The organism is Streptomyces canus, from assembly GCF_030816965.1.
GTDB lineage: Bacteria > Actinomycetota > Actinomycetes > Streptomycetales > Streptomycetaceae > Streptomyces > Streptomyces canus_E.
Genome location: NZ_JAUSYQ010000002.1, coordinates 8,687,112 through 8,703,713, shown reverse-complemented (window position 1 = coordinate 8,703,713; position 16,602 = coordinate 8,687,112). Strand labels below are relative to the sequence as shown.

7 protein-coding genes and 8 pseudogenes are annotated in these 16,602 nt (G+C 68.0%); 7 read left to right on the top strand and 8 right to left on the bottom strand.

Going from position 1 to position 16,602, the window contains the following annotated elements:
- Window positions 1-61: 61 nt before the first annotated feature.
- The 4 genes and pseudogenes from QF027_RS40645 to QF027_RS40630 all read left to right on the top strand — a co-directional run.
- The gene (locus tag QF027_RS40645) at window positions 62-1,054 is read left to right on the top strand and encodes a polyprenyl synthetase family protein (RefSeq protein ID WP_307080438.1); all 993 of its coding nucleotides are present in this window, start codon (window positions 62-64) and stop codon (window positions 1,052-1,054) included.
- 262 nt (window positions 1,055-1,316) lie between these two features.
- Entirely contained in the window at window positions 1,317-1,829 is a 513-nt protein-coding gene (locus tag QF027_RS40640; RefSeq protein WP_307080437.1) for a hypothetical protein, read from the top strand.
- A gap of 132 nt (window positions 1,830-1,961) precedes the next feature.
- Window positions 1,962-2,735 carry a transposase family protein gene (locus QF027_RS40635; RefSeq protein WP_307080436.1) on the top strand — a complete coding sequence of 258 codons (774 nt, stop codon included), beginning with the start codon at window positions 1,962-1,964 and terminating at the stop codon, window positions 2,733-2,735.
- Window positions 2,736-2,943: 208 nt separating this feature from the next.
- A pseudogene (locus QF027_RS40630) lies at window positions 2,944-3,522 on the top strand (IS6 family transposase); the annotation flags it as partial.
- A gap of 199 nt (window positions 3,523-3,721) precedes the next feature.
- On the opposite strand, the pseudogene QF027_RS40625 reads toward QF027_RS40630, so the two are convergent.
- Window positions 3,722-3,859: pseudogene (locus QF027_RS40625) on the bottom strand (IS5/IS1182 family transposase); the annotation flags it as partial.
- Window positions 3,860-4,114: 255 nt separating this feature from the next.
- Between QF027_RS40625 and QF027_RS40620 the strand changes: the two are divergent.
- A complete protein-coding gene (locus tag QF027_RS40620) occupies window positions 4,115-6,595 on the top strand; it encodes a SpoIIE family protein phosphatase (protein WP_307080435.1) in 2,481 nt (826 codons plus the stop codon).
- Window positions 6,596-6,716: 121 nt separating this feature from the next.
- Window positions 6,717-6,884, top strand: a pseudogene (locus QF027_RS40615) (IS256 family transposase); the annotation flags it as partial.
- Window positions 6,885-7,208: 324 nt separating this feature from the next.
- On the opposite strand, the pseudogene QF027_RS50055 reads toward QF027_RS40615, so the two are convergent.
- The 3 genes and pseudogenes from QF027_RS50055 to QF027_RS40600 all read right to left on the bottom strand — a co-directional run.
- Window positions 7,209-7,322 (bottom strand): annotated as a pseudogene (locus tag QF027_RS50055) (DNA-binding response regulator); the annotation flags it as partial.
- A 528-nt stretch (window positions 7,323-7,850) separates the two neighbouring features.
- The gene (locus QF027_RS40605) at window positions 7,851-9,059 is read right to left on the bottom strand and encodes an ISAs1 family transposase (RefSeq protein ID WP_307080433.1); all 1,209 of its coding nucleotides are present in this window, start codon (window positions 9,057-9,059) and stop codon (window positions 7,851-7,853) included.
- 756 nt (window positions 9,060-9,815) lie between these two features.
- Window positions 9,816-10,802: pseudogene (locus tag QF027_RS40600) on the bottom strand (ISAzo13 family transposase); the annotation flags it as partial.
- A gap of 53 nt (window positions 10,803-10,855) precedes the next feature.
- Here QF027_RS40600 and QF027_RS40595 point away from each other — a divergent pair.
- Window positions 10,856-11,761 (top strand): annotated as a pseudogene (locus QF027_RS40595) (IS701 family transposase); the annotation flags it as partial.
- A 315-nt stretch (window positions 11,762-12,076) separates the two neighbouring features.
- Here QF027_RS40595 and dxr read toward each other — a convergent pair.
- The 4 genes and pseudogenes from dxr to QF027_RS40575 form a co-directional block, all read right to left on the bottom strand.
- Window positions 12,077-13,322: pseudogene (dxr, locus tag QF027_RS40590) on the bottom strand (1-deoxy-D-xylulose-5-phosphate reductoisomerase).
- A 172-nt stretch (window positions 13,323-13,494) separates the two neighbouring features.
- Window positions 13,495-13,572, bottom strand: a pseudogene (locus QF027_RS49830) (ferredoxin); the annotation flags it as partial.
- A 10-nt stretch (window positions 13,573-13,582) separates the two neighbouring features.
- Window positions 13,583-14,641, bottom strand: coding sequence for a 2-oxoacid:ferredoxin oxidoreductase subunit beta (locus tag QF027_RS40580; RefSeq protein ID WP_307080430.1), 1,059 nt, complete (start codon window positions 14,639-14,641; stop codon window positions 13,583-13,585).
- The gene (locus QF027_RS40575; protein ID WP_307080428.1) at window positions 14,634-16,589 is read right to left on the bottom strand and encodes a 2-oxoacid:acceptor oxidoreductase subunit alpha; all 1,956 of its coding nucleotides are present in this window, start codon (window positions 16,587-16,589) and stop codon (window positions 14,634-14,636) included. The genes QF027_RS40580 and QF027_RS40575 overlap by 8 nt, the downstream gene beginning before the upstream one ends.
- Between the last annotated feature and the right edge of the window lie 13 nt (window positions 16,590-16,602).

Here is a 16,602-nt window from a genome sequence, read left to right as displayed (position 1 = left end):
GTCGAGAAGGGCTTCAACGATGTCCACCTCAACCACCGTCGAACCTCGCACAGCGAAGCAGTTGCTCGCCTGGGCTCACGCCTCCGTAGAGCCGGAACTGCGACGAACAGTCGACTCCCTGGCCGCGACGATCCGGCATCTGGTGGGGCAGCACCAGGGCTGGTGGGACGCGACCGGTACCCCGACCCCGGCCGCAGGGCGAGGCAAGTTTCTGCGTCCAGCCGTTGTGCTGTTGTCCTGCCAGGCCGCCGGCGGTGACCCTGAGCTGGCGATTCCGGCGGCCGTCGCCGTCGAACTGCTCCACAGTGGCAGCCTGCTCCACGACGACGTCATCGATCGGGACGACACCCGCCACGGCAGGCCTACATTGTGGACGACCTTGGGCCCGTCGGCCGCCATCCTGACCGGAACATCGATGTTCTACCTGGCCCTGCAGACCCTCCGATCGGCTGGAGAACCGCTGGCGACGCGGGGAGTGGATCTCCTTCTGGGAGCCCTTCAGACAGGGCTCGACGGCGGATACACCGAGACAGTCCTCGACAGTGCGAGCAACACCACGGTAGAACACGTGATCGAGGTCAGCGCGGCGAAGACCGGAGCCCTGCTCTCTGTATCCTGCGCCCTGGGCGCGATGGCGGCCGGCGCGGATCCTCGGCGGGTAGAGCGCTATTACGCGTTCGGACGACGCCTGGGAATCGTGTTCCAGAACACCGACGATCTGCTCGGCATCTGGGGCGACCCCGCCGTCACCGGCAAGCCGGCGGGATCCGACCTGCGCAATCGCCGCAGGACGCTGCCAGTGACGGCCGCACTTACCTCGGATCATCCCGCCGGACGTGAGCTCGCCGTCCTGTACCAGAAGGAGCTCGACGAGGCTGCCGCAGACAAAGCGACCGTGCTCGTAGAAGCCGCAGGAGGTCGTGCCCTCACCGAAGAGGAGACAAGGCGCCAGGTACAGGCGGCGCTCGGCGACCTCGATGCCGCCGAGGCCGCAACAAAACCGTGCGGGGACTTGGCTACTCTGCTGGACTTCGCTGTTCTTCGCGACCATTGATTGTGGACGCCGGCCGTCAGGGCTTGACCCGTGACTTTCCCGACCAGGTCAGCCCCCCCCCGTTATGTTCTTCGCGGTTCCGCAATGAAGATCTGCCATCCTGATTTCCGCTGGTCAGCAGGGCTGGTGTGAGGTCTCCGCGGGGTTCTCGTGCTGGTCGGGTGAGAGATCGTTAGCACGTGATCGTCCGTCACGGGCGGCCTCTGGGATTCCCGGGGCCGGGGTAGCGGGCCGCTGCATAGCCTCCTGGTGGGAGGTGTGTATGACGGATGTGCTGACATGGACGGTCCAGCAACGGCTTGAGCTGGAAGGACGGGCTGAGCTGCTCCGCAAGGAACTGTCCGGGATCGAGTCGCAGTTGGCCCGGCTGGAAGCAGCCGAGGTGGTGTTCGGGCAGTGGGCCGAGGCGACCGATGGTGGACGCCGGTCGTCGGGCATCGTGGAGCCGGAGCCGGAGCCGGAGCCGGAGCCGGAGCCGGAGCCGGAGCCGGAGCCGGAGCCGGAGCGTGTCGTGGCGGGGCCGGGTGCGGGCGGGATGCGTCTGGTGCCGGACCGGTCCGAGGGGATGGGGGTGGAGTCCCTGACCTCGGAGTACCGGAGGATCATGGAGATCGTGACCGGGGCGGACGGTCCGGTGATGGCCAAGGACGTCGCTGGGATGCTGGGCCGGGAGCTCACGCCGGGCAAGATCGAGCCGGTCCGGGGCCAGCTGCGCAAACTTGCTGACCGGGGCTGGATCTCGCGGACCGGAGCCGGCCGCTATCTGCCGCGCTGAGCGGCAGGGACGACGGCGGACCAGCCGATTCCCGCCGTAACGCGAGGGCCCCCGGCGGGTGTTGGTGAATCTGTGACGAAAAACCAGCCCGCCGAGGGCGCTCAGCATGCTGTCTACCAGGTTCGGCTTCCGGTGTCGAAGCGGACCCTCGATCTCGTCGGCGGCCTGATACGCCAGGAACGCAATCGGCTGAACACCCGCTGGCGCAAGGTCAGTTCCGGGACCCAGGCGGTCATCGTGCTCGCCGTGCTCCGTCACGACCAGCGTCTTGCCGACATGGCCGGCGGCAACGCGGTCTCCGCCTCCACAGTGCGCCGCTGGGTGATGGAAGTGATCCGGCTGCTGTCCGCCCGTGCACCGCGCCTGGACCGCGCGCTGAAGAAGATCGCCCGTGCCGGCGGGGTCGTGGTCCTGCTGGACGGCACCCTCATCCGCACTCGGCGCCGCGCCGGGAAGGACAACCGGAAGAACTACAGCGGCAAACACAAGTCCCATGGCCTGCTGTTTCTCGCGCTGACCGACGAGCAAGGCAACGTGATCTGGATCTCGGCGGCGAAGCCGGGCCGGTCCAGCGCGATCACCACCGCCCGCCACAATAAGATCACCGGACACCTGCGCGAGGCCGGTCTCGGAGCCCTGGCCGATCTCGGATTCGTCGGCCTGGACGACGACCCCGACGACCACCCGGTGATCGTCACCGGCCGCAAGGCCACCCGCAACCACCAGCTCACCGACGCGGAGAGAGAAGCGAACCGCCTGCTCAACCGCGAACGCGCCGCCGTCGAGCACGGCTTCGCGAACCTGAAATCGTGGCGCTGCCTCACCAAGGTCCGCATGAACACCCGTCACGCGACCACCCTTCTGCGAGCCCTCCTCGTCCTGGCGAACACCGAGGTCCAGCGGTGACGGACGATCTCGCCCCGATGATCACCCCGCCCACCAGCACGAGCACCCCGACCGTGACTCACACAAGAGCCCTGACCAGGCAATTCAGGATGAAATGATCTCAGTGGGGCACTGTCACGTTGGCTGACCGGTGGGATGATCTTCTGGTTGATCAGCCTGGGAAGGGTCGTCCGTGGGGAGCGCGTCGTTGTCGTACAAGGGGCACCGGTACCCGGTCGAGGTCATCTCCCACTGTGTGTGGCTGTACCACCGCTTCCCGCTCAGCTTCCGCGAGGTCGAGGAGCTCATGCTCGAGCGCGGCGTGACCGTCTCCTACGAGACGATCCGCCGCTGGTGCGCCAAGTTCGGGCAGGCCTACGCAGGCGCGCTGCGCCGCCGGCAGCCCCGGCCCGGTGACAAGTGGCACCTGGACGAGGTCTTCATCAAGATCAACGGGCGGTTGCAGTACCTGTGGCGGGCCGTCGACCAAAACGGCAACGTCCTGGACATCCTGGTGCAGAACCGGCGGGACAAGGCCGCGGCCAGGCGTTTCTTCCGCAGGCTGATGAAGAGGACGGGTGCGGTGCCGCGGGTGGTCGTCACCGACAAGCTCCGCTCCTACGGCGCTGCCCACCGCGAGGTCATGCCCTGCGTCGAGCACCGCCAGTCGAAGTACCTGAACAACCGGGCCGAGAACAGCCACCAGCCGACCCGGCAGCGTGGACGGGCGATGAAGGGCTTCCGCTCCGTGGGCGGGGCCCAGCGGTTCCTGTCCGCGTTCAGCGGTATCTCGCCCCACTTCGGCCCCGCCGCCATCTGATGCCCGCCCACGACTGCCGAGCCGAGATGACCGTCCGCTTCGCCATCTGGGAGCACATCACCGGCGTCGCCGGCCTTGCCACCGCGGCCTGAGCACAGGCCCGGCTCCCAAGCCCACCCTGCCCCGACGCGCCGGCAGGCAGTCACAGCCAACAACGTGACAACGCCCCTAACTGGGCTTTCGTTGCTTCGAGGGTGGGGCCGAGCAGCGGTGATCCGTGCCGGTCGGCGCCTGCGGAGACGATCCCCGGAGGGACCCGGGCCGCGTCTGAGGCCACCGATCGCTTCAGTCCCCGTTTTCCCCGGTCGACCGGGGAAAACCCCGCGGGACCCGGACGGGAGTCAGCCGCCCGGATGGGCCGATCGTCAGGCGCTTGCGACACTCGTCCTGATCGACCTGGCCGCCGCACCTTCTGCGACGTCGGGCGTTGTCGCGGCCGGTGGGAATGGACGGCGTACCGTTGGGGTCAGCGGATGAGTCACGAGGCCATAATGCGAATGTACAGCCGCGGTCGGCTGGGGCGCGAGTCTGGCCACCACACGCTGAAGGCGGTGAAGATCTCCGTAGGAGATGAGCACCAATGGCGCGACGCAGAGCCAGAAACCGGGTGCCGGGGTCGTCCGAGAACGTCCTCGACGAGGCGCTCAGCGCACAGGTCACCATCGACGAACACGGCATCGTGACAGCGTGGAACGCTGGGGCCGAGAAGTTGCTCGGGTACTCGCCCACGCAGATGGTGGGACGCCCAGCGGCCGGCCTGCTGGCCGAGGAGATCGATGAGGAGGAGCTGCGGTCCCTCGCGCAGCTGCCCCGGTGGAACGGGAGGATCGCTCTCCGGCACCCCGACCGCCACCGCTTGGAGGTCAGGGTCCTGGCGCACAAACGGGCGCCCGACGGCGGGCGGCCCGGAGAGTGGTACATGGTCTCCGCGCTGACGGGGCTGCGGCCTGAGCCCGAGGACGACGCTCTCGTGAGCCAGCACCACGAGCAGGCCGCGGCGGGTTGCGCCATGGGGGTGTTCGACACCGGGCTGCGCCTGCTCCGGTCCAACGAGGCCATGCGGCGTTCCCTTGCCCTCAGCGAGGACGACATGCGCGGGCTGCGGCCTTCGGAGGGCATGGACCATCCGGAGGTGCACAAGCTGGAGCGGGTCATGCTGCGGGCGCTGGAGACCGGTGAGCCACAGGTCGCGGTGCTCTACGTGCCGGCCCCTGGCGAGAGCCGCGTGCACGCCTGGGCGAACTTCGTCACCCCACTGAAGCAAGCGGACGGCCGTGTTCAGGGCATAGGTATGGCCTACCACGACATAACTGAGCACTACTGGGCCCGTAAGCGGCTCATGCTGCTCGCGGAGGCCAGTACGCGGATCGGCAGCACACTGGACGTGACGCGGACGGCTCAGGAACTGGCGGACCTGGCCATCCCCGAATTCGCCGACTTCGTCAGCGTCGATCTGCTCCTTTCCCTCGACGACGCACAGGAGCCGCCCCCGGGCACGCCGGACGGCCCGGTCTCACTGCGGCGCGCCGCCCACCGGTCGGTGAACCCGGGAACCCCCGAGGCGGTCGTCGCCCCGGGCGAGGTGGACAGCTATCCGGAGGGTTCCCCGCCGATCGAGAGTCTCAGGTCGGGACGTGCTCTGCTGTACCACGCGACCGACCCCGCGATCACCGAATGGACGGCCCACGATCGGAGCCGGGCCGCCGCGGTCCGCGACTTCGGCATGCACTCGGCGATGACCGTACCCCTGACCGCCCGCGGCGCCACCCTGGGCGTCGTGGTCTTCACCCGCCACCGGCATCCGGAGGTGTTCCGTGAGGACGACCTGGTGCTGGCCGAGGAACTGGCCGCCAGGGCGGCGGTCTGCATCGACAACGCCCGGCGCTACACGCGCGAACGCGCCACCGCGGTCACCCTGCAGCACAGCCTGCTGCCCCAGGCACTGCCGGCGCAGGCCGCAGTGGAGGTCGAGTCCCGCTACCTGCCGGCCGGTGCCCGAGCCGGGGTCGGCGGGGACTGGTTCGACGTCATCCCGCTGTCCGGCGCCAGGGTCGCGCTCGTCGTCGGCGATGTCGTCGGCCACGGCATCCACGCCTCCGCCACCATGGGGCGGCTGCGCACCGCTGTGCTCACCCTCGCCGACATCGACCTGCCCCCCGACGAACTGCTCACCCACCTCGACGACCTCGTCGCCCGCCTGTCCGCCCAACAGGACGACGCCCCGCCGCCGGGCCCCGGAGCCGAGAGCACCGGAGACGTCGGCGCGACCTGCCTGTACGCCGTGTACGACCCGACGTCCCGGCACTGCACGATCGCCTTGGCCGGGCACCCGGCACCCGCCTTGGTCACCCCCGACGGCACCGCGAAACTGCTCGATCTCCCCGTCGGCCCCCCGCTGGGACTGGGCGGGCTCCCCTTCGAGGCGACCGACATCGAACTGCCCGAGGGCAGCCTCCTCGCCCTCTACACCGACGGGCTGCTCGAATCCCGCGAACGGGACATCGACGCCAGCCTGTCCCTGTTGTGCCAAACCCTCGCCCAAACGCCCGCCCGGCTGGACGACCTGTGCGACGCCGTACTGGCCGCCCTGCTGCTCGCCCGTCCCTCCGACGACATCGCCCTGCTCCTCGCCCGCACCAAAGTGCTGGACACCAACAGGGTCGCCACCTGGGAAATACCCGCCGACCCGGCCGCCGTCGCCCAGGCCCGAAAGGACGCCAGTGCCCAACTGTCGGCCTGGGGACTGGAGGACGCCGACTTCGTCACCGAACTGGTCGTCAGCGAACTCGTCACCAACGCCATCCGATACGCAGAACCCCCCGTACAACTGCGTCTGATCCACGACCGAAACCTCATTTGCGAAGTCTCCGACGCCAGTGGTACCGCCCCCCACATGCGCCGCGCCCACACCTACGACGAAGGCGGCCGTGGCCTGCTCCTGGTCGCCCAGCTCACAGCCGCCTGGGGCACCCGCCAGACCACCGAGGGCAAAACCATCTGGGCGGAACAGACCCTCCCGGTCAGCCCTTTGGCCGACTTCACCGTGCTTGATACCGAATGACGGTGCAGGGTGCCACCGTATGGCCCCTGCCGAAGGCAGCCTCACCGAGTGCGCTGCCAGGCCGACCCTGTGCTCCGGGAGTGTCTAATCATCGGATCTGCTGATCAAGGAGAGACGCCAAGTGAGAGAGACGACGATCGAGCACGAGTCCGTCGAGGAGCCGGCCGGTGGTGCGATGCCGTCGGCCGCGTCGGACGAACAGCTCGTCGCGATGCTGGTCGACCGGGCCCGCAGCGAGGGCCTGCAGCTGACCGGCGAAGGTGGGTTGTTGCAGCAGCTGACGAAGCGCGCCTGAAGATCGCCACCTGGATCACAGCGTTCTACAACTCCCGGCGCAGGCACAGCGCGGCGGACGGGCTACCGCCGGAAGAGTTCGAACGGATCATCATCGAAGCACGCGAGCGGCACAGTCAGGAAGATCGGGCCGCATAACCAAAGCCTCTACGTTTCCAGGGGATTGACAACCCCAACTTCCCCTGCAATCACGGGCTCCACGCTACGAGGGGATGGTCAGATGTCCTTCGTGGACCAGTCGGGATCCCCCACCCGGACACCCTAGCGATCATGCCAGTCGGCCAGCGAACCGGCCGCACCCTGCTGAATAGCTACGGATCTGGAGCGCCTCCTTGGCGTTGCAGGCGTGCAGTATCTCGAAGCCATGTCGTGATAGGAGTGCGGAGAGGGGACGAGCCACGTGAATGTCATCCTCGACAAGAAGCAGTCTCATGTGGGGCCTTTCGGTTCTCCAAATAATCCACATGGATCCTCGAGGGCCGTCAAGGGGGGGTGCGGATCACCGGACGCATTCCGTCCGATGAATAGCTCAATTTTTCCTCAAATTGGCGACGCTGAGTGCGTGGTGTACTACTGTTCTCCATACCGAGGAAGACGAAGCGGCCAGCCGACGGGAACGCCAACAGGCATGTCGGCCGCTTGCACGGACCGATCAAGCGAGGTGTCGCCTTCGATCGGCGGCCGATCTTCGAACGCAGGTCATGGCCTTTTGGCGAGCGGATCCACGGCACGCAAGACCAGACCTCGAGGATCCCACACCCGCAGCGACCGGGCTAAAGAGTTCCTTCGCCTGGTCAATATGCCATCAGTCGCTGATTTCTTTCTTTTTATAGAATCCAAAGGTGCTGTTGCCCGTGAAATCCCGGAAGCTAGATCCGCTCGCTGCATCCGAAGATGCAATTCGCCATTCGGTCGAACAAATACCTTGGGTGCGCAGGTCCTCGGCGAGGCCAGGGCTTGATCAAGTTCCGTAGCTGTCCGAATCGTTGGTGATGCCCAGGATGGGGAGTGCTCGTTGGGGCTCGTCGCGGATCGCCCGGGTGGTCTTGGCGATGTTGTCGGCTCCGAGGGTTTTCAGCACGCCGATGGCGAGGTTGCGAAGGGTCGCCATGGCCCGTGGTGCGGTCCCGGTGTGGACGGTGGAGGTGTCCTCGGCGAAGGTGACATCCCTGATGTGGTGCGAGGAGTTCTCCACTCCCCAGTGCCCGCGAATCGCGGCGGCCAGGTCGGCGGGCCCGGCTTGATGGGCGTCGAGGCTGGTGACGGCGTAGACACTCTCACGGGTCTCACGCCGGCCGGTCTGCTGGCGGCGGCGATGGACGCGGATGGCGAGGCGGGCGTGGGGAAAGGCGATTCCGCCGAGTCCGTCGGCGATCCCGCAGGTCTTGATCGAGCGCGACTCGTGGCGTCCATGTCCGGTCCCGGAGGCGGTGTGCTGGAGTGCGATGGACTGCCAGGGCAGGGCGGCGAGTTGGGTGTAGGCGGTGGGCTGGTTGGTCTTGATCACGGCGATGTAGTGGGCCTTCTTGGTCTCGACCAGCCAGGAGATGTTTGCCTTGACCGAGTGCAGGGCGTCGAAGGTGACGACGGTGCCGGTCAGGTCCAGGGGTGCCAGCAGCGGACGGAAGTGTGTGGTTTCGTTCGTCTTCGCGCCAACCTCCACCTGGGCGAGGGCCACGACGGTGCCGTGAGTGACCGCGGAGAGCAGGTGCCGGCGCGTCGCGGTGAGACGGGCTGATCCCTTGAGTGCTTTGCCGTCGACAGCGATCGCGCGGGGCCGCCCGGACGCGGAGGGCGACGGCGCCTGGGCGGGTTCGGTGGCGGCGCGGTGCCGGTCGGCCAGGTAGGCGCCCACCGCCCGGTCCAGGGCGTCACCGTCAACAGCCCCCAGCACACGGCCGATCGTGGCCGGTGACGGAGCGCGCCGCCATCTCAGCAGGTGGCGGCGGATCCCGATCACTGTCAGGAGCGCGTTTGAAGCACGCTGGCCCCACTCGGCGAGTTCATCGATGCTCCTCGCTCCCGAGACGACCGCGCAGGCACACACCAGCAGGACCGCTGTCAGCGAGTACCACCGGCCCCGCCGGGAGCGCGGGTCGGGCACCGAGTCGAAGTAGGGGCGCAGGTCGGCGATCCGGCCGGTGTCCAGCGGACCCAGTTTCACCAGCACGGCAGGAATGGGAGAGGATGCAGCAGCAGGCACGGGCCACCTCGTGATCATCTGGCTTAGACACCACAATGATCACGAAGCCCGTGCCTGCTCTGCTATGCGCCCCAACCGGTCACAACCCGACCAGCCGCACGACCCCGGAACTTGCAACCGCCCTGGGCATTCCAGCGTCCTTACTGCTGACTTGCTGGCCCCCTTCGCCATGCACGGACCTCTCGTCCGCTCGGACTACTACGGGGCCTCCGCCCCATCCCGCGCCTTCGACAGACGACGCATCTATCCCAAGAACCCGGATGGATTCCGATCCCGGGGAGCGATGCGGGATGGTTCCCGTGTTCACGGTGAATCGATCGATCAGTCCGGCGCCCAGCTTTGCCCCGGCAGCATCGCCACGGTTACGCCGCAGGCTTTCGCCGTGGCCTCCCCACCGACACGCCAAGTCGGCTACGGAGTCAGCCCGCCCAACGAGCAGACTGTGCGCTACAACCCGGCCCATATCCACCAGATTTGAGCCGGTGCCACGCTTACGGAGCTTTACCACTGGTTCCTCTCGTACGCCCTCTGATCTCGCTCGCCGGACCCGGCCCGTCTGGTAGTTCCGGGCAGTCCCGGCTTTGTCAGCGCTGCTTCCCGCCCTCCCCGGCGTCTCCCGGGTCGGACTGCGCTCAGCTCCCACCAGGCTGCTGCGACAGCCTGGCGAGGAGGTCTTGCACCTCCTTCGATTCACCGCGCCTCACGGCGCACTGGCGCCTCGTGGCGCACCTCTATCTTGTTCCACTTCGACGTCCCCGGCGGTAGGTGACAGACCGTGATCTCCAGGCCGCTCTCTCGTGCGAAGGTGGCAAGGTTGCTTTTCCAGGTCCAGCGGCGGGGGTCGTTGGAGCCTCCGGAGTCGGCGGTGATCAGGAGCCGACTGGCATTCGGATGGTCCGCCCGTCCGCAGTGCTGCCACCAGCGGCGGATGGACTCCACCGCGAACTGGGCGGTGTCGTGGTCGGTGCCGACGTTGACCCATCCGCTGTTGTTGGCAATGTCGTAGATCCCGTAGGGGATCGCCATGGGCTGGTCGTTGGTGGTGAACGTGTGGCAGTCCACCTTGATCGCGTCTTTGCCCGGGCGCCAGGTGCGACCGGGCCGGTCCCGGTTGCCGAGCCATTCCTTGGCCTTGGTGTCGACGCTGATCACCGGCTGGGCGTCGTTGAGGAACGCGGCGGCGGTGGCATTCAAGTGGGAGAACTGGGCATCGCGGTCCGGATGACTGATGCCCTCCGTCGTCTTCGCGGTTCCCTGCAGGCTGTAGCCCAGAGTGTGCAGCAGGTGTCCGACGGTTGAAGCGCTGACCGGGTGGCCCTGTGTGGTGAGGGTCGAGGCCAGGGCCCGTAACGACAGCGTGGTCCACCGCAACGGGGAGACGGGGTCGCCTCGGGTGTGCGGCTCGATCAGCGACTCCAGCGCGGGCAGCAGACCAGGGTCGGTGTCTGTCAGCCGCTTGCGGCCCGCACCTGGAGCCCGGACCCGCAGGGTCGGTGAGGAGCAACCGGCCAACTCGGCCATGCCTCGCGCGATGGTTGCAGTGCTGGTGCCGGAGGCGGCGGCGACCCGGACGATCCCGCCGCGGCCGAGGGCCGTCGCCTCACTGGCCAGGTACAACCAACGGCGGCGCTCATCGAAGTGCGGCAGGATCTGATTGAACTTGGCCCGCAGAGCACGAGCGGCAACGCGGCCTGACAGACACGGGGTCATACCTCAGACTCCCACCAACACCCCTCTGCCGAACACTTATTGAAATACGGGCCCCGGGCAAGGTCACCAACTGCCAGGTCGGGGTGTCGCTGCATCTGGCCCGGGATCATGCCTCGGCCGCGGTGAACTGGCGGCTGTTTATGCCCGCGTCCTGGGATCCCGCCTCCCCGGAGGCGGATGCGGACAAGGTCGCCCGCCGCACGCGCTGCGGCATTCCCGCAGAAGTGGGGCATGTGGAGAAGTGGCAGCTGGCCCTGGACATGATCGACGAGAGCAGGTCGTGGGGCGTCGACGTTCCCCTGGTCGTCGCGGACGCCGGATACGGCGATGCCGCCGCCTTCCGCCACGGCCTGGAAGAACGCAACCTGCCCTACGCGGTGGGCATTTCCTCCCGCCACACCGCTCAACCGGCCGGCGCCCGGCCCGTCCAGCCCGCCTACGCGGGCAGCGGCCGGCCACCGAGAATGCAGTATCCCGAGCCTGCGCAGACCGTGAAAGACCTGGTCATCGCGGCAGGGCGGGCGGCTGCGAGGACGGTGTCCTGGCGGGAAGGCTCCCGGCCGGGCAAGTTGGTCAGCGGCTTCAAACGCATGCACTCGCGGTTCGTGGCCCTGCGCATCCGCCCGGCCGGACGCGCAGTCCGTCAGACCAACGATGGTCCTGAACTGCCCGAACGCTGGCTGCTGGCCGAGTGGCCCGCCACCGAACCCGAACCGGTGCAGTTCTGGCTGGCGAACCTGCCCTCCGGCATGCCCCTGGCCACTTTGGTGCGGCTGGCCAAGCTGCGCTGGCGCATCGAACACGACTACCGCGAGATGAAACAGGCCCTGGGACTGGCCCACTTCGAAGGCCGCACCTGGGGCGGCTGGCACCACCACGTCACCCTCGTCTCCGCCGCCCACGCCTTCTGCACCCTGCAACGACTGGCACGAGACCCAAAAGACGCCGCGCAGGTCTGAGCCTCTACCAGGTCGTCCGCGAACTGCAGACACTCCTCGCCATCTGGACCGGCGCCTGCCCCACCTGCCACCGCAACATACCCACACCACTACGAACCTGACCAAGCCCTACTAGGTTGTCTGCGGTAACGGGAACCTGAGAGGCATACGGGCCGGTGACAGTGACCTGGTCGCCGTCAGCGGATGGCTCAACCTCGACCGTGTCATAGATCCCGACGGCCATGAATACTGTGTCGAGTTCGTGGTACCTATCGGAACGCCGACCAAGCACCGAGAGCCTCAAGTTGATCTTTGCCGGAGTGCGGACGATAACGGTCATGACCAACCCTTGAATGTCTTCGCGGTTTCCAGCGCCCGGGCCCGTGCCCAGGTCTCCGCTTCCAGGACGTCCGGCACCGTGAGGGAGGTTCCCTTGGCGGGGGCTCCGTCTTCCGTGACGACTACCGTGACGGTATCCATGATTCCGTTGAACGGCAGCCTTCCGGCGAGGAACGCCTCCACGCACTCCTCGTTCGCCGCGTTGAAGACGGCGGGCGCGGTGCCGCCGAGTTCGCCGACGTGACGGGCCAGGCCCACGGACGGGAACGCCTCGGTGTCGAGCGGGAAGAACTCCCAGCTGGACGCCTTGCTCCAGTCGAAGGCGGGGGCCGCGTCCGGGACCCGCTCGGGCCAGCCGATGCCGACGGCGATCGGGCCGCGCATGTCGGGCGGGGTGGCCTGGGCGAGGGTGGAGCCGTCCGTGAACTCGACCATCGAGTGGACGTACGACTGGGGTGGACGACGACCTCGATGCGATCGAAGGGGATGTCGTAGAGGAGGTGCGCCTCGATGACCTCCAGGCCCTTGTTCACGAGGGTCGCGCTGTTGACCGTGATCACCGGGCCCATGGCCCAGGTGGGGTGGGCGAGCGCGTCCTCGCGGGTGACGTGGGCGACCTCTTCGCGCGTCCGGCCGCGGAAGGGGCCGCCGGAGGCGGTGACGACCAGCTTGCGGACGTCGGCGCGGGTGCCGGCGGCGAGTGCCTGGAAGAGGGCGGCGTGCTCGGAGTCAACCGGGATGATCTGGCCGGGCTTGGCCAGCGCCTTGACCAGGGGGCCGCCGACGATCAGCGACTCCTTGTTGGCGAGGGCGAGGGTGCGGCCGGCTTCGAGGGCGGCGAGGGTCGGCGCGAGGCCGATGGAGCCGGTGATGCCGTTGAGGATGGTGTGGCACGGCGACGCGGCCAGCCGCGTGGCGGCGTCCGGGCCGGCCAGGATCTCGGGCAGGTCAGCCTCGGAGCCGTAGAGCCCCGTCAGCGCCTCGCGCAGTTCGGGCACGACGTCCTCGCGGGCGACGGCGACCGTGGCGACCTTCAGCCGGTGCGCCTGCTCGGCGAGCAGCCCGACCCGGCCGCGGGAGGCGGCGAGGGCCGTGACCCGGAAGCGGTCGGGGTTGCGCAGGACCAGGTCGATGGCCTGGGTGCCGATGGACCCGGTGGAGCCGAGGACGACGATGTCCCGGCGGCCTTCGACCGGTGCGAAGAAGATGTCGGGTCGGCGAGAGGAGAGGGGCGGTCGCTCATGGGCTAGACCTGGTGATTCTGTGACCAAGGGGTGGTCGCGCTCGATTCGGCCACGGGCGGTGGGGATCCGTGAGGGGAACCAAGTCCGTCGAAAAACTCGGCGTTCGTCCTCTCGTAGCTCCCCGCAGTCCATGCATTCATCAAGATGGATGTAGAGCCACCGTCTTTCCTAGATGCAGCCGACGGGACATTCGTCGATGCATGCCTTGTCTTTGATGTCGGCGCAGGGCATCGCGATGATGTAGGCCATTATTTGCTTCTCACGGGGTTTCGCTGATGGTCCAGGTGTCGTTGCCCGCGAGCAGCTGCCCGAGGTCACCCTTGCCGTGCTGCTCGATCGCCGTGTCCAGCTGATCGGCCATCAGCGTGTCGTACACCGGTCGCCGTACCGACCGGAACACCCCGATGGGCGTCTGGTGCAGTGTGTCCGGGTCGGCCAGCCGGGAGAGGGCGAACGCGGTCGTCGGGGAGGCGCTGTGCGCGTCGTGCACCAGGATCCGCGCCTCGTTCTCGGGGGTGACCGTGACGACCTTCAGATCGCCGGTGGCCGGCTCCCGTACCACTCCCTTGTCCTGGCCGGCGCCGAAGCGGATCGGCTGCCCGTGCTCCAGGCGGATGACGGCTTCCTTGGCCTGGTCCTTGTCCTTGAGGACCTCGAAGGCGCCGTCGTTGAAGATGTTGCAGTTCTGGTAGATCTCGACGAGCGCCGCGCCGTTGTGCTCGGAGGCCTGGCGGAGCACCTCGGTGAGGTGCTTGCGGTCGGAGTCGACCGTACGGGCCACGAACGAGGCCTCCGCGCCGAGCGCCAGCGACACCGGGTTGAAGGGGGCGTCGAGGGAGCCCATCGGGGTCGACTTGGTGATCTTGCCGACCTCGGAGGTGGGGCTGTACTGGCCCTTGGTGAGGCCGTAGATCCGGTTGTTGAAGAGCAGGATCTTCAGGTTGACGTTGCGGCGCAGGGCGTGGATGAGGTGGTTGCCGCCGATGGACAGCGCGTCGCCGTCGCCCGTGACCACCCAGACCGACAGGTCGCGCCGCGAGGTGGCGAGACCGGTGGCGATGGCCGGGGCGCGGCCGTGGATGGAGTGCATCCCGTAGGTGTTCATGTAGTACGGGAAGCGGGAGGAACAGCCGATGCCGGAGACGAAGACGATGTTCTCCTTCGCCAGTCCGAGCTCGGGCATGAAGCCCTGCACGGCGGCGAGGACCGCGTAGTCACCGCAGCCCGGGCACCAGCGGACCTCCTGGTCGGACTTGAAGTCCTTCATGGACTGCGCGGCCTCGGCCTTCGGCACCAGGTGCAGCAGGTTCTCAGGCATCGATGGCCTCCTTGAGGGCGGCGGCGAGCTGCTCGGCCTTGAACGGCATGCCGTTGACCTGGGTGTGGCTGCGGGCGTCGACGAGGTACTTCGCCCGGACGAGGGTGGCGAGCTGGCCGAGGTTCATCTCGGGGATCACGACCTTCTCGTACCGCTTCAGCACCTCTCCGAGGTTCTTCGGGAAGGGGTTGATGTGGCGCAGATGGGCCTGGGCGATGTGGCCGTTCTCCCTGCGGATACGGCGGACGGCCGCCGTGATCGGCCCGTAGGTGGAGCCCCAGCCGAGGACGAGGGTCCTCGCGCCGTCCGGGTCGTCGACCTCGACGTCCGGGACCTCGATGCCGTCGATCTTGGCCTGGCGGGTGCGGACCATGAACTCGTGGTTCGCCGGGTCGTACGAGATGTTGCCGGTGCCGTCCTGCTTCTCGATGCCGCCGATGCGGTGCTCCAGGCGGGGGGTGCCGGGCACGGCCCAGGGGCGGGCGAGGGTCTGCGGGTCGCGCTTGTACGGCCAGAAGACCTCGGTGCCGTCGGCGAGCTCGTGGTTCGGCCCGGTCGCGAAGGGCGTCTTCAGGTCGGGAAGCTCGTCGACCTCGGGGATGCGCCAGGGTTCGGAGCCGTTGGCCAGGTAGCCGTCGGAGAGCAGGAAGACCGGCGTGCGGTACGTGAGCGCGATGCGGGCGGCGTCGAGCGCCGCGTCAAAGCAGTCGGCGGGCGTCCTCGGGGCCACGACCGGCACCGGCGCCTCGCCGTTGCGGCCGTACATGGCCTGGAGGAGGTCGGCCTGCTCGGTCTTGGTGGGCAGACCGGTCGACGGACCGCCGCGCTGGATGTCGACGATCAGCAGCGGCAGCTCGAGCGAGACGGCGAGGCCGATGGTCTCGGACTTCAGCGCCACACCGGGGCCGCTCGTCGTCGTCACGGCGAGCGAGCCGCCGAAGGCCGCGCCGAGCGCGGCACCGATGCCGGCGATCTCGTCCTCCGCCTGGAACGTCCGCACGCCGAAGTTCTTGTGTCTGCTGAGCTCGTGCAGGATGTCCGAGGCCGGAGTGATCGGGTACGAGCCGAGGTAGGGCGGCAGGTCCGCCTGGCGGCCGGCGGCGATCAGGCCGTACGACAGTGCCAGGTTCCCCGAGATGTTCCGGTACGTGCCGGTGGGGAACGCCTTCGTGGCCGGGGCGACCTCGTAGGAGACGGCGAAGTCCTCCGTCGTCTCCCCGAAGTTCCAGCCGGCCCGGAACGCGGCCACGTTCGCCTCGGCGATCTGCGGCTTCTTGGCGAACTTCTGGCGCAGGAAGGTCTCGGTGCCCTCGGTCGGGCGGTGGTACATCCAGGAGAGCAGTCCGAGCGCGAACATGTTCTTGCTCCGCTCGGCCTCCTTCCTCGACAGGCCGAACTCCTTCAGGGCCTCGATCGTCAGCGTCGTGAGCGGTACCGGGTGGACCCGGTAGCCGTCGAGCGAGCCGTCCTCCAGGGGCGAGGTCGCGTAGCCGACCTTGGCCATGGCGCGCTTGGCGAACTCGTCGGTGTTGACGATGATCTCGCCGCCGCGCGGCACGTCGCCGATGTTGGCCTTGAGGGCGGCGGGGTTCATCGCGACCAGCACGTTCGGGGCGTCGCCCGGGGTCAGGATGTCGTGGTCGGCGAAGTGCAGCTGGAACGAGGAGACGCCCGGCAGCGTGCCGGCGGGTGCCCGGATCTCGGCCGGGAAGTTCGGCAGCGTCGAGAGGTCGTTCCCGAAGGAGGCCGTCTCGGAGGTGAACCGGTCACCCGTCAGCTGCATTCCGTCACCGGAGTCACCCGCGAACCGGATGATCACCCGGTCCAGGCGATGAACAGGCTTGGCAGACGGCGATTCGCCGGGACGGTGCCTTGGAACGGGAATTTCTATGGGGGGGCTGCCCGTACGCGGCAATGAGGAAGTCGGTGAATGAGGAGGGGTATGCATGGCTCTCCTGGCC

What these genes read in the sequence shown, in the direction of transcription:
- QF027_RS40575 (WP_307080428.1), bottom strand. Translation starts at nt 16,589, where the DNA reads ATGCATACCCCTCCTCATTCACCGACTTCCTCATTGCCGCGTACGGGC.
- QF027_RS40580 (WP_307080430.1), bottom strand. Translation starts at nt 14,641, where the DNA reads ATGCCTGAGAACCTGCTGCACCTGGTGCCGAAGGCCGAGGCCGCGCAG.
- QF027_RS40640 (WP_307080437.1), top strand. Translation starts at nt 1,317, where the DNA reads ATGACGGATGTGCTGACATGGACGGTCCAGCAACGGCTTGAGCTGGAA.
- QF027_RS40620 (WP_307080435.1), top strand. Translation starts at nt 4,115, where the DNA reads ATGGCGCGACGCAGAGCCAGAAACCGGGTGCCGGGGTCGTCCGAGAAC.